This window comes from uncultured Desulfovibrio sp. (assembly GCF_949282365.1).
Lineage (GTDB): Bacteria > Desulfobacterota > Desulfovibrionia > Desulfovibrionales > Desulfovibrionaceae > Desulfovibrio.
Genome location: NZ_CASDOY010000023.1, coordinates 16,343 through 29,376 on the forward strand (window position 1 = coordinate 16,343; position 13,034 = coordinate 29,376).

General features: G+C 70.0%; 9 protein-coding genes. 8 read left to right on the forward strand and 1 reads right to left on the reverse strand.

Annotated features, from left to right (window positions below):
• The first annotated feature begins 12 nt into the window (after positions 1 to 12).
• The 6 genes from pheT (at position 13) to Q1X76_RS06250 (ending at position 8,863) form a co-directional block, all read left to right on the forward strand.
• Complete coding sequence (pheT, locus tag Q1X76_RS06225; RefSeq protein WP_300718761.1) at positions 13 to 2,415, forward strand: phenylalanine--tRNA ligase subunit beta; 2,403 nt, start codon at positions 13 to 15, stop codon at positions 2,413 to 2,415.
• A 167-nt stretch (positions 2,416 to 2,582) separates the two neighbouring features.
• Complete coding sequence (locus Q1X76_RS06230; RefSeq protein WP_300718762.1) at positions 2,583 to 2,924, forward strand: MerR family transcriptional regulator; 342 nt, start codon at positions 2,583 to 2,585, stop codon at positions 2,922 to 2,924.
• A gap of 71 nt (positions 2,925 to 2,995) precedes the next feature.
• Positions 2,996 to 3,727 carry a ribulose-phosphate 3-epimerase gene (gene rpe, locus Q1X76_RS06235; protein ID WP_300718763.1) on the forward strand — a complete coding sequence of 244 codons (732 nt, stop codon included), beginning with the start codon at positions 2,996 to 2,998 and terminating at the stop codon, positions 3,725 to 3,727.
• A gap of 19 nt (positions 3,728 to 3,746) precedes the next feature.
• Positions 3,747 to 5,741, forward strand: coding sequence for a transketolase (tkt, locus tag Q1X76_RS06240; RefSeq protein ID WP_300718764.1), 1,995 nt, complete (start codon positions 3,747 to 3,749; stop codon positions 5,739 to 5,741).
• Between the two features lie 654 nt (positions 5,742 to 6,395).
• Positions 6,396 to 7,568: a phosphoglycerate kinase gene (locus Q1X76_RS06245; RefSeq protein ID WP_300718765.1), complete on the forward strand. Its 1,173-nt coding sequence runs from the start codon at positions 6,396 to 6,398 to the stop codon at positions 7,566 to 7,568.
• A 521-nt stretch (positions 7,569 to 8,089) separates the two neighbouring features.
• Positions 8,090 to 8,863, forward strand: a complete 774-nt coding sequence (locus Q1X76_RS06250; protein ID WP_300718766.1) for a hypothetical protein — start codon at positions 8,090 to 8,092, stop codon at positions 8,861 to 8,863.
• Between the two features lie 22 nt (positions 8,864 to 8,885).
• On the opposite strand, the gene Q1X76_RS06255 is transcribed toward Q1X76_RS06250, so the two are convergent.
• Positions 8,886 to 9,653 (reverse strand): hypothetical protein, encoded by a 768-nt coding sequence (locus Q1X76_RS06255; RefSeq protein ID WP_300718767.1) that lies wholly within the window; start codon positions 9,651 to 9,653, stop codon positions 8,886 to 8,888.
• A 105-nt stretch (positions 9,654 to 9,758) separates the two neighbouring features.
• Between Q1X76_RS06255 and Q1X76_RS06260 the strand changes: the two genes are divergently transcribed.
• Positions 9,759 to 11,450 (forward strand): ASKHA domain-containing protein, encoded by a 1,692-nt coding sequence (locus Q1X76_RS06260; RefSeq protein WP_300718768.1) that lies wholly within the window; start codon positions 9,759 to 9,761, stop codon positions 11,448 to 11,450.
• On the forward strand, positions 11,451 to 13,034 hold a 1,584-nt coding region (locus Q1X76_RS06265; RefSeq protein WP_300718769.1), incomplete at its 3' end, for a small ribosomal subunit Rsm22 family protein.

Consider the following 13,034-nt stretch of genomic DNA (forward strand, 5'->3'; position numbering starts at 1 on the left):
GTGAGATGACATATGCTGCTTTCTCTTTCGTGGCTGCGCGAATTCGTCCCGTATGAAGGCACGGCACAGGAGCTGGGCGACCGGCTGACCATGCTGGGCCTGGAACTGGAAGAACTCGTGCGCCCCTATGACGCCATCGCCCCCATCGTGGTGGGTCATGTGGTGGAATGCGTCGATCATCCCGAATCCGACCACCTGCACATCTGCAAGGTGGACGCCGGACAGGGCGAACTCCTGGACATCGTCTGCGGCGCGCCCAACGTGGCCGCCGGACAGAAAGTGCCCGTGGCCCTGGTGGGCACCACCATGCCCGGCGGTCTGGTCATCAAGAAGGCCAAACTGCGCGGCGCGCCCTCCTGCGGCATGATCTGTTCCGAACGCGAACTGGGCCTCACCGACGACCACAGCGGCATCATGGTGCTGCCCGACAGCGCCGTGCCCGGCGCCCGTCTGGTGGATACCCTGGACCTGGACCTGGACGTGCTGGACATCTCCATCACGCCCAACCGCGCGGACTGCCTCTCCGTGCTGGGCCTGGCCCGCGAGACCGCCCTGGCCTTCGACCTGCCCCTGACCATCCCCGAGCTGCCCCTGAGCGAAGACGGCCCGGCCCGCGACCTGCCCCCGGTGGAGATCAGCGATCCCGAGCTGTGCAACCTCTACGCCGGGCGCGTCATCACGGGCATCAAGATCGCGCCCTCGCCCATGCGCATCCGTCACCGTCTGCATGCCGTTGGCGTGCGTCCCATCTCCAACATCGTGGACGTGACCAACTACATCCTCTTCGAATGCGGCCAGCCCCTGCACTCCTTCGACCTCGACAAGCTCAAGGGCGGACGCATCATCGTCAGCCCCGCCGCCCAGGGCGAGAAGTTCGTCACCCTGGACGGCCAGGAGCGCACCCTGGACGCCCGCGACCTCTGCATCCGCGACGCCGAGCGCGCCGTGGGCCTGGCCGGCGTCATGGGCGGCCTGAACACCGAGATCGACGAGAACAGCAGCAACGTCTTCCTGGAAAGCGCTGTCTTCCGTCCCGGCACCATCCGCAAGACCTCGCGCCGTCTGGGCCTCTCGTCCGAAGCCTCCTACCGCTTCGAACGCGGCATCGACCACAAGCGTTCCATCTGGTCCCTGGACCGCGCCTGCGCCATGATGGTGGCCGCTGCCGGCGGCAAGGTCTGCCCCGGCTACAGCCTGGCCGAGCCCAAGCCCTTCGTGCCCGTGCAGATCGAGTTCCGTCCCGCCCGCGCCAATGCCCTGCTGGGCGTGGAACTGGACCGCGACTTCGACGAAAAGGTGCTCTCCGGCATGGGCTGCGCCATCGAGAAGACCAGCGACGACAGCTGGCAGGTCACCCAGCCCAGCTGGCGCCCCGACCTGACCCGCGAAGCCGACCTCATCGAGGAAGTGGGCCGCGTCCACGGCCTGGACACCATCGCCCCCGAGCTGCCCGCCTTCCTGCAGGATCTGGGCCGCGCCGGCGAACCCATGTCCACCTTCCAGTTCTGGTCCCGCCTGCGCCACTGGGGCGCCGGCCTGGGCCTCAACGAAGCCGTCAACTACAGCTTCGTGGGCCACAAGGATCTGGATCTGCTGGGCCTGCCCGCCGAAGGCCGCATCTCCATCATGAACCCGCTCTCCGCCGAGCAGGACGCCCTGCGCACCGTGCTGGCCCCCGGCCTGCTGCATGACCTGCGCAACAACCTGGCCCAGGGCGCCGCGGGCGTGCGCCTGTTCGAACTGGCCAATACCTTCACCGCCGCGCCCAGCGACGACCCCCACGCCACCGGCGCCACCGAGACCGGCATGCTGGGCGTGCTGCTCTACGGCCAGCGCTACGACAGCGCCTGGCCCCATGCCGAAGCCGACATGGACTACAGCGACCTCAAGGGCGTGGTGGAACATCTGCTGCACTTCCTCGACCTGCCCGCCCCGGCCTGCGCGCTGGACGGGGCCCATCCCTACCTGCTGCCCTGCGTGCGCCTGAGCGTGGACGGCACGGACGTGGGCGTCATGGGCCGCGTGCGTCCCGAGATGGCCGACAGCTTCCACGCCCGCAAGGACGTCTGGCTGGCCGAGCTCGACCTCGACGTGCTGCGCCGCCTGCATGACGCCGTGCAGGTGCGCTTCCAGAGCCTGCCCGTCTACCCGCCGGTGCGCCGCGACATCACCGTGGCCGCGCCCGTGGGCGTGACCGTGGACCACATCCTGGGCCAGATCATGGCCCAGAAGCAGCCCCTGCTGGAAGACGCCGTGCTGGTGGACAGCTTCAGCCCCCAGGGCAGCGACGAACGCAACCTGACTTTCCGCCTGACCTTCCGCCATGCCGAGCGTACCCTCAAGGACGCGGAAGTGGACAAAGTGCGGGAAAAGGTGGCACAATCCCTGGTGCAGACGCTGGGTGTGCGCATCTAGCGGCCTGCCCCTTCCGCCCCCGGGCGAGCCCTGCCGCTCCTGCCTGCGGCGGAAGCGCTGCTGATACGGTTTTCCACGGGCTGCGGTCCCGGATCTTCCGGGGCCGCGGCCCGTGGCGCGGCGTACGGGGCCTCCGCCCCGTGCGGCCTACCCGCAGGAGAGGGAGCATGACGGAAAAACTCTACAAGATCGGACAAGCCGCCGCACTGCTCAATCTCAACACGTCCGTGCTGCGTTTCTGGGAAACGGTCTTTCCCCAGCTGGCCCCCCGGCGCACGGAATCGGGCCAGCGTTTCTATACCGAAGAGGACATGGCCCTGCTGCGCCGCATCCAGCAGCTGCTGCACCAGAAGGGCATGACCATCGAAGGCGCGCGCCGCGTCCTGGACGGCGCCGCCGCTCCAGACGAGGCCCTGCCGGAACGCGCTGTCAGCGGGCGCGACCCGGCCCTGATGCTGAAGCTGAAAAACGAGCTGACCGAGCTGCGCCGCGTGCTGGCCGGCCGGTGATCCCCGTCCTGCCGCTCCGGCAGTACGCCGCGGCGGTCCTGCATGACGGGCAGCGTTCCACAGGATGCCGCATGATCCTTTCGCCTTCCCTGCTTTCCGCCGATTTCTCCCGCCTGGCCGAAGAACTCGCCGCCCTCGAGGCCGCGGGCATCTCCTGGCTGCATCTGGATGTCATGGACGGGGCCTTCGTGCCCAACATCACCTTCGGCCAGCCCGTCATCAAGAGCCTGCGCCGCTGCAGCGAAAAACTGTTCTTCGACGTCCACCTCATGATCGAGGACCCCGCCCGCTATCTGGCCTCCTTCCGCGACGCCGGGGCCGACATGCTGGTCATCCACGCCGAGACCGACCGCCATCCCCAGCGCACCCTCAGCGAGATCCGCCGCCTGGGCATGAAGGCCGGCCTGGCCTTCAATCCCGGCACCGATCCGGCCCCCCTGCGCTGGCTGGCCCCCGACCTGGACATGGTGCTGGTCATGAGCGTCAACCCCGGCTTCTCCGGCCAGAGATTCATCCCCCAGAGCGTCGCCAAGATCAGCGCCGCCCGCGCCCTGCTCGACGAGGCCGGGGCCGGGCATGTGCTCATCCAGGTGGACGGCGGCGCCTGTCCCGAGAACACCGCGCAGCTGGTGGCCGCCGGGGCCGACGTGCTGGTCTCCGGCTCGGCCTTCTTCAACCATCCGCCCTACGCTGCCTGCCATCAGAGATTTCTGTCAGCCGCCCGGACAGCGGCGGACAGTGCCCACCTTGCCCGTTGCACTGCGGCCGCCCAGTGGCAGCCCGGCCGCGCCCTGAAAAAATAACTCAACAAAGGACCGCATCATGCCTACCCGCAGACAGTGTGCCAACGCCATCCGCGCCCTTGCCATCGACGCCATCGAGAAGTCCCGTTCCGGCCATCCCGGCGCGCCCCTGGGCATGGCCGACATGGCCGAAGCCCTCTGGCGTCACGGTTTCAAGCACAATCCCGCTGATCCCGGCTGGATGGATCGTGACCGCTTCGTGCTGTCCAACGGCCATGCCTCCATGCTGCTCTATGCCGTGCTGCACCTCACCGGCTATGACCTGAGCATGGACGACATCCGCAATTTCCGCCAGCTGGGCTCCCGCACTCCCGGCCATCCCGAATGCGACGTGACCCCCGGCGTGGAAATGACCACCGGTCCTCTGGGGCAGGGCATCTCGTCCGCCGTGGGCATGGCCCTGGCCGAAAAGATGCTGGCCGCCCGCTTCAATACGCCCGAACATACGGTCATCGACCACCACACCTACGTCTTCCTGGGCGACGGCTGCCTGATGGAAGGCGTGTCCCACGAGGCCTGCTCCCTGGCCGGCGTCTGGGGCCTGGGCAAGCTCATCGCCCTCTATGACTCCAACGGCATCTCCATCGACGGCAAGATCGACGGCTGGTTCAGCGAAGACGTGGCCGCCCGCTACAAGGCCTACGGCTGGCAGGTCATCGGCCCCGTGGACGGTCACGACGCCGACGCCCTGGACGCCGCCCTGGCCGAGGCCCGCGCCGATACGGCCCGCCCCAGCCTCATCATCTGCAAGACCCACATCGGCTTCGGCTCCTCCAAGGCCGATTCCGCCGCCTGTCACGGCTCGCCCCTGGGCGTGGACGTGGCCGCCGCCACCTGCGACGCCCTGGACTGGCACCAGCCCCCCTTCACCGTGCCCGACGACATCGCCGCCGCCTGGGACGCCCGCGAAGCCGGCAAACAGGCCGAAGCCGCATGGCAGGCCCGCTTCGACGCCTACCGCGCCGCCTGTCCCGAACTGGCCGCCGAGCTGGAACGCCGCATGAAGGGCGAGCTGCCCGCCGACTGGGCCGGCATCGCCGCCGCCATGATCAAAAAGGCCGCGGACGCCGGCGAGAGCATCGCCACCCGCGTGGCCTCCAAAAAGGCCCTGGAAGAGCTGGTGGGCAGGCTGCCCGAGATGCTGGGCGGCTCCGCCGACCTGACCGGCTCCGTGGGCACCAAGACCAGCCATTCCGTGGACTTCGATCCCGCCACCTGCAGCGGCAACTATCTGGCCTACGGCGTGCGCGAATTCGGCATGAGCGCCATCATGAACGGCCTGGCCCTGCACGGCGGCTTCATCCCCTACGCCGGGACCTTCATGGTCTTCTCGGACTACGCCAAGAACGCCCTGCGTCTGGCGGCCCTGATGGGCACCCGCGCGGTCTGGGTCTTCACCCACGATTCCATCGGCGTGGGCGAGGACGGCCCCACCCACCAGCCCATCGAACAGGTGCCCGGCCTGCGCCTCATGCCCGGCCTGGACGTCTGGCGGCCCTGCGACACCGTGGAGACCGCCGTGGCCTGGCAGTGCGCCCTGGAGAACGCCCACCGGCCCACCTGCCTCTCGCTCTCGCGCCAGAACCTGCCCTTCGTCAGCCGCGACGAGGCCCAGGTGCAGGCCATCGCCCGCGGCGGCTATGTGCTGCGCGACTGCGACGGTACCCCCGAGCTCATCCTCCTGGCCACCGGCTCCGAAGTGGGCATCACCCTTGAGGCAGCCGCGACCCTGAGTGCCGAAGGCCGCAAGGTGCGCGTGGTCTCCATGCCCTGCTGCGAACGCTTCGACGCCCAGGATGCCGCCTACCGCGAAAGCGTGCTGCCCGCCGCCGTGCGCGCCCGCGTGGCCGTGGAAGCCGCTGCCGCCGACTACTGGCGCAAATATGTGGGCCTCGACGGTGCCGTGCTCGGCATGACCGGCTTCGGCGCTTCCGCTCCGGGCAAGGCCCTGGCCGAGCACTTCGGCTTCACGGCCGCCCATCTGGCCGACATGGCCCGCCGGCTGCTGGGGTAGGCTCAGGACGCATTACGTTTTGTTTTGAGGGGAAGAAAGCCCTTCGCCGTCGATGCCTGCAAGGCCTTACGGCCTGACAGGCACGGCCCGGCGGGCCGTCCTTTGGGTCGCTGCTTGCGGCAAAAAGGGGCCCCCTCAAACGCCCTCCCTTAAAACCCGCGCATGAAAATATGGCCCGGGACCGCAGGATGCCACATCCCCAGGTCCCGGGCCTTTTGCGTCCTGTCCTGAGAAGATGGATACGACGGCGGGGCGCGCGGATGGGACCGGGCCGCCGCGGACATTCCGGCCAGCCAATGGCAGGCCGAACATGGCTCCTCTTGCCGGGGCCCGTCACACAGGGCGAACAGACGCCCCCTGCGTGACATCGCAGCGATACCGTCCTTCCCGTCCAGAGGCGGGACAGCGGCTGCCGGAGCCGCTCCCGCCAGAAGATACCGGGCAGCCGGCGATGATCTTGCCCGGAAGGGTATACTCCTGACCTTGAGGGCCGGCCTCTGGCCGTCTTGTAGATCACGGCCATGCGCACGGCATCCCCCTGACCTCCGGGGCCGGGCTGGACTTTCCCGCCCGGGGAACATATCTTTTTGACAAACCGGACGCCGTATCCCGGCCCTTCCCGGTGATCCCTTCCCTGACAAAAAGGAGGCAGACATGCCCATCAAACTGTTGCAGGACATGGAGTGCAGCGGCAAGACCGTTGTCATCCGCCAGGATCTCAATGTGCCCATGAAGGATGGCCGCATCACCAACGACAAGCGCATCCGCGCGGCCCTGCCCGGCATCACCATGGCGCTGGACAAGGGCGCGGGCGTCATCCTGCTTTCCCACCTGGGCCGCCCCACCGAGGGCGTGGTGGAGGAAAAATTCTCCCTGGCCCCGGTGGCCGCCCATCTCTCCGGCCTGCTGGGCCGCCCCGTGAAGCTGGCCGCCGACCTCGCTGACGCCAAGGCCGCTCCCGGCGAAGTGGTGCTGCTGGAAAACATCCGCTTCTTCAAGGGCGAAAAAAAGAACGATCCCGAACTGGCCGCCAAACTGGCCGCCCTGGGCGACATCTACGTCATGGATGCCTTCGGGGCCGCCCATCGCGCCCATGCCTCCACGGAAGGCGCCGTGCGCGCCGCCAAGGTGGGCTGCGCCGGCCCTCTCATGCACGCCGAGCTGGAAGCCTTCGCCAAGGTGCTGGACGCTCCCGCCCGCCCGCTGATGGCCATCATCGGCGGTTCCAAGGTCTCCACCAAGCTGGGCCTGCTGGACAACCTGCTGGGCAAGGTGGACACCCTCATCGTGGGCGGCGGCATCGCCAATACCTTCCTGGCCGCTGCCGGCTACGGCGTGGGCACCTCCCTTTATGAACCCGAACTGGTGGAAGACGCCAAAAAGGTCATGGCCAAGGCCCGGGAACTGGGCAAGACCCTGCCCCTGCCCGTGGATGTGGTCACGGCCAGGGAACTGGCCCCGGGCCAGACCGCCACGGTCTGCGACGTGGACAAGGTGCCTGCCGACCAGATGATCCTGGACGTGGGCCCCAGGACCGTGGAACTTTACGCCGGTCTGCTGCAGAAGGCCGCCACCGTGGTCTGGAACGGCCCCGTGGGCGCTTTCGAGACCGAGCCCTTCGGCGCGGGCACCAAGGCCCTGGCCGAAGCCCTGGCCGCTTCCCCGGCCTTCGTGGTGGTGGGCGGCGGCGACTCCGTGGCCGCTGTGGAAGGCTACGGCCTGGCCGACAAGATGGGCTACATCTCCACCGGCGGCGGCGCCTCCCTGGAACTGCTGGAAGGCAAGCTCCTGCCCTCCGTGGCGGCCCTGCAGGATCGCGGCGCGTAAGCCAAAACCGGCCGGACCATGCCCGTGCGGCGCCCCTTTGCGGCCGGGCAGGTCCCGGACTGCGGACAATACAAAGGCCATCCCCGGCGGATGGCCTTTTTCCGTCCGCCCGCGCCCGCGCCGGGAACGCCCTTCCGGGCATGGCTCCGGGCTGCTCGCGCATGGCCCGTGCGGAACAGGCCGGGAAAGATCAGCCTGCAAAGGGCACTGGGCTCGCCGTGCCGCCCCGCTCCTGCGCGCGGGCTGGCCGGGCGGGCTGGCGCATCCGCAAGGCAATGCCGCGAATCGCCTCTCCGGCCCGGCGTCTGCCATCCTTCCCTGCCCGCCCGGCGGCACGGCATCGGTCCCCTGTCCGACCGGCCGCGGCCGGGTCTCGCCCCTTCTGCTCCGCCAACAGCTCCGGCACGTTGCGCGTACGGCCCGGCTGGGCTATAATCAGCATGCGTCGGGGAAGGCACCCCTTCCGCACGGCGTCCGCGGGCTTGTCCCGCCCCCTCTTTCGTCTTTTTATGGAGGAAAATGTGCGACGTTTTTATCAGGAAAGCTGGCAGGGAATCCCTTTTACGGCATTCTCGCACATTTCTTTTTTCCATCTGGCGGAACCCAAGTTCTACGCCACCTTCTATGAGGAGCTGTTCCGGCGTTTCAAGAGCTGGGACGACCTGCCCGCCGTCTGGCGGCAGAACAAGCGCAAGGATGCCCAGTGGCTGGCCGCCCGCCTGCGTGAGCAGGCCGCCCTGCGGCCCGAAGGTTCCGGTCCGCTGCGGGTGCTCTCCATCGGCAGCGGCGTGGGCTTCATGGAACATTGTCTTGTGGAGGAGATGTCGGAAGACGAGCTGGAGCTGCACGTCAACGAGCCCAGCACCGTCAGCATGCGCTGGCTGCGCCAGCATGTGCCCAACGAGCGCATGTATATCGGCATTCCTCCGGCCTGCCTGCCGCCGGACGTCTTTTATGATGTCATCTATCTTTCGGCCGTGGACTACAGCATCCCCACCCGCGAGCTGCAGCACCTGCTGGGAGAACTGCGGGCCCAGCTCGTGCCCGGCGGCCAGCTGATCTGCCTTTCGGCTTCCCTGCTGCAGGAGGACAGCATCATCGGCAGCTTCGTCAATGCCATCAAGATCCTCATCCGTGGCGTGCTGCACTTCATGGGCATCCGCCGCCAGCAGTTCTGGGGCTGGCGCCGCACCCGCGACGAATACCGCGAACTCCTCCGCAAGGCGGATTTCCGTCATCTGGAAGACGGCTGGCTGGAAGACGGTTTCGAGACCTACTGGATCCGCGGCTGCTGATCCGGCCCCTTTCCCGCGCGCCCTACGTCCCGGAAGCGCCCGCCGCCTCCGGGACCTTTTGTTCCCGTCCCCCGTCTCCCCGCACGTCGGTCAACTGCCGGACCAGGCCCTCCGGCAGGCAGAGGCAGAGGTTGCCGGAACGTCCTTCCAGCCCGGCCCGGAACGCCAGTTGCCAGACGGGCTCGTCGTCGGGCGTCAGCAGGGCCAGCCGCGGCAGGGACAGGCTGCGCCCGCGGCGCAGGGGCCGCGCGCCGGGCCGGACGGCCCGCCCGAAGGCCGCCAGGAAACGCCCGGCGAATTTGCCCGCCAGCATGGTCTCCAGCGCCGTCAGCGGACGGCCCGCCGGACGCTCGAAACGCCCGGCACCGGCCAGGAAGACCTCCAGCAGGCTGAAGACCAGGGCCCTGTCCAGCGCCAGCAGACCGGCCCCGCCCGCGCACGCCGGGCCATCAGGCCCAGCAAGACCATCCGGCTGATCCGTGCCCGCCGTACCATCAAGGCTCACGGCGCAGCAGCAGGCCGCCTCCCGGATGCGCTCCGCCGCCTGTCCGAAGGCGCAGAGGCGGACCGGCAGGGGCTCCAGCTCCAGCAGGCGCCCCCGGTCTTCCTCCATGCTGGCGGCGCACAGGCGGGCGCAGCGCCCGGCCAGGCCGTCCAGCAGGGCCGCCGTCCCGGCGTCCCCGGCCGTCATGGCGGCCGCGACAGGGGCCGCGACGGGAGCCCTCCCTTCCTTGACCGGCAGGCCGTGCAGGAGGGCGCTGATCTCATCCTGTGAAAGTATGCTGCTCATGGGTGTCGGTTTCCTCTGCTTTGCCTCTGCGGGATGCAAGAACAAGACCAGTGCCGCAGCGGGCCGAGGCTTGCCTTGCCCGGCCGCTTGAGGCAGTGTGGCGGCATGGAACTCCTTGTCTATCCCCTTTCCCCGGCCGGGGACGCCGCGCATCCCGCCCCCGCCGCGCCGCCGCGCTGCGGGCAGGCCGCAGCGGGCGACGATCTGGCCCGTGCCGTCTGGCTGCACGGCCTGGCCGAGCCCGTGCCCCTCTGCTCCGGCCTGGGCCGTTGCGGCCGCTGCCGCGTGCGCTTCCTCGATCAGGATAGCGTGCCCCCGCCCCTGCCGGAAGAGGAAGACATCCTGGGTCCCGGCCTGCTGGCCCAGGGCTGGCGGCTGGCCTGCCGCCGTCAGATAACTGACGGCATGGGGCCGGAACTGCGCCTCGGGGTGCCCGTGCCGGAAAAAATGACGCAGACCGATGCGCGCCCGCCTGTGGCGGGGCAGCGGCCGCGGCGTCTGGCCCTGGCGGTGGATCTGGGCACCACCTCCCTTTACTGGCGCCTGCTGGCCGTGCCCGATGGGGACGGGGACGGAGGGACGGACGGGGCGCAGGATGCCGACAGCTTTGCCCGCCTCCGCCGTCCGGCGGCGCCCGCCCCTGTCCTGGCGGCAGGACACGGACTCAACCCGCAGGCCGGCGCGGGCGCGGACGTCATGTCCCGTCTGGCCGTGGCCCGGGACCCCGGGGGACGCTCCCGTCTTTCCCGTCTGGTGCGCGACCATCTGGAGGCCCTGTTGCGACGGCAGACCGCCGCCCTGCCCGGCGTGCCTGTGGCGCGTCTGGTGCTGGCCGCCAATACGGCCATGACGGACATTTTTCTGGACCGGGACGTCAGCGGCCTGTGCGCCGCGCCCTACCGGCGCAGCCATGCGGGCGGCGCCTGCCTGCGGGAGGACGGCCTGCCGCCCCTGCTGGTCCCGCCCCTGCCCGCGCCCTTCGTGGGCGGCGACATCAGCGCCGGGCTGCTCCATCTGCTGGCCCAAGGCCTGCCGCGCCCGCTGGTGCTGGCCGACCTGGGCACCAACGGCGAACTGGCCCTGGTGGACAGGCAGGGCCGCCTCTGGCTCACCAGCGTGCCCCTGGGCCCGGCCCTGGAAGGCATCGGCCCGGAATGCGGCCGCATGGCCGGGCCGGGCAGCATCACCCGTTTCGGGCTCACGCCCCTGGGGCTGGCCTGCCACGGCACGGACGGCCCGCTGGACGACGGGGCGGACGTGCGCGGCATCAGCGCCACGGGCTATCTTTCCCTGCTGGCCCTGCTGCTGCGTCTGGGCTGTCTGGATGCGGACGGGCATTTTTGCGTCCCTTCCTCGCCGCTGGCCCGGCGCGTGGCCCCGGCCCCGCAGCAGGCGCGCACCGGCCCGCGCCTGCCCCTGCCCCACGGCCAGTGGCTGGCCGCCGCCGACGTGGAAGAACTGCTCAAGGTCAAGGCCGCCTTTTCCCTGGCTCTGGAGGTCCTGCTGCGGGCCGCGGACCTCTCGCCCGCCGACGTGGCCTGTCTGGCCCTGGCCGGGGCCCTGGGCCAGCATTGCCCGCCCGCCTGTCTGGAAGAACTGGGCTTTTTGCCCTCCGGCATGGGCAGCCGGGTGCGGGCCGTGGGCAATAGCTCGCTGGAGGGCGCCTGCCTGCTGGCCGCCGACCCCGGACGCCTGGCCGCCCTGGCGGACTGGTGCGCCGCGGCCCGGCTCGTCCCTGTGGCGGAAGATCCCGGTTTCCATGCCGCTTACCTGCGCCATATGCGCTTTGGAGTCTGAATGTCCCCCATCAAACAGAAAAAAGACAGCGGCACGGCGTCCGCGCGCCGTCCGCAGCCCGCTCCCCGCGAACAGGAACGCCGCAGCTTCCATGACAGCTCCCGCGAAGGCGGCGGGGACAGGCCGGCGCGCCGTGAAAGCCCGGCCCGGCACCGGCAGTATTCCACCTTTGCCGCTGGACAGGGACCGCAACAACGGCCGCGCCGGGAAGAGTTCTCCGGCTGGAGCCAGTCCGGGCCCCGACCGCCCCGCGACCAGCGTGAGGGCCGTCCCTCGCCCTGGCGCATGACCGGCGAGCTCCTGCCCGCCCTGCCGGACGTCGTCCGGCGGGAGCTGGATGCCCTCGGCCAGGCCCTGCGTTCCGTGCGCCCCCTGCGCAGCGCCCACTACCGCGACCTGCCTGCGGACATCGAGGCCCTCTCCCGCCTGCTGACCTGCGAACGCTCCGGCCTCTACCGGCCCTACTGGAGCTCCCCGGCCAGCACCAGCGCCTATCTGTATTATTTCCTGCCCTGGAACGTGCTGCGTCTGGCGCGCCTGTTCCGGGCCCTGCCCCTGCCCGATCCCCGGCTCTGGCTGGAACAGGGGCAGACGCCCCTGCTGCTGGACGGCGGCTCCGGCCCCCTGAGCGTGCCCCTGGCCCTGTGGCTGGCGCGTCCCGAATGGCGGGCCCTGCCTCTGCAGGTGCTGGCCGTGGACAATGCCGTCCAGCCCATGGAACTGGGCCGGGACATCCTGACCGCCTGGGGCGACATCCTGGACCAGCCGGTGTGGCAGGTCCGGGTGGAGCGCGGTTCACTGGAGCATATGCCGCGTCTGGAACGCGCGCTGGCGGACGCGCTGTCCCGGCAGGGACGTCATCTGCGGCCCTGGCTGCTGACGGCGGCCAACGTGCTCAATGAACTGAGCGCCGAGAGCCGCCGCATGAACCGCGAGGACGACGAAGACGACGAGGGCAGCGGCGGCGTGCGCCGTCTGGAGGCCCTGCTGGACCAGCTGGAGCCCCTGTGCTGGCCCGCGCCCCTGCATGATGACGACACCGCCAGCGCCGACGCGGCCCTGCTGCCCGCGGCCCTCTTCGTGGAACCCGGTACCCGGCTGGGCGGCAAGACCATCAGCCGCCTGCGGGACGCGGCCCTGGAGCGCGACCTGCTGCCGCTGGCGCCCTGCTCCCACCGCAGGCCCTGTCCGCTGGCCCATGCCCCGGCCGATCGCGGCTGGTGCCATTTCACCTTTGATTGCGAAGGCGCGCCGCAATGGCTGCAGGCGCTTTCCTCCGCCGCCGGGCTGGCCAAGAGCGCCCTGAGCCTGGCGCCCCTGCTGCTGCGGGCCGACCCTGCCGCCGGAGCGGGCCTGACGGAAGAGCTGGACGAGCGGGACGACGAAGCCCCGGATGCGGACAGCGCCCGCCGCGAAGCCGCCGCCATGCTGCGACATGCGCGGCCCGTGCGCGTGTTTTCCTCGCCCTTCGTGGTGCCGGGCCTGCGCGGCCAGGCCCGCTACGGCTGTTGCGCCGCCGGTCTGGCCGTGGTTCCCGACGCCGCGGCCCTGCCGTCCGGCGCGGCCGTCACGGCCCGCGCCCAG

Bases quoted from the DNA above. Each gene is read 5' to 3' on its own strand.
- pheT (WP_300718761.1), top strand. From the start codon at position 13: ATGCTGCTTTCTCTTTCGTGGCTGCGCGAATTCGTCCCGTATGAAGGC.
- Q1X76_RS06230 (WP_300718762.1), top strand. From the start codon at position 2,583: ATGACGGAAAAACTCTACAAGATCGGACAAGCCGCCGCACTGCTCAAT.
- rpe (WP_300718763.1), top strand. From the start codon at position 2,996: ATGATCCTTTCGCCTTCCCTGCTTTCCGCCGATTTCTCCCGCCTGGCC.
- tkt (WP_300718764.1), top strand. From the start codon at position 3,747: ATGCCTACCCGCAGACAGTGTGCCAACGCCATCCGCGCCCTTGCCATC.
- Q1X76_RS06245 (WP_300718765.1), top strand. From the start codon at position 6,396: ATGCCCATCAAACTGTTGCAGGACATGGAGTGCAGCGGCAAGACCGTT.
- Q1X76_RS06255 (WP_300718767.1), bottom strand. From the start codon at position 9,653: ATGAGCAGCATACTTTCACAGGATGAGATCAGCGCCCTCCTGCACGGC.
- Q1X76_RS06260 (WP_300718768.1), top strand. From the start codon at position 9,759: ATGGAACTCCTTGTCTATCCCCTTTCCCCGGCCGGGGACGCCGCGCAT.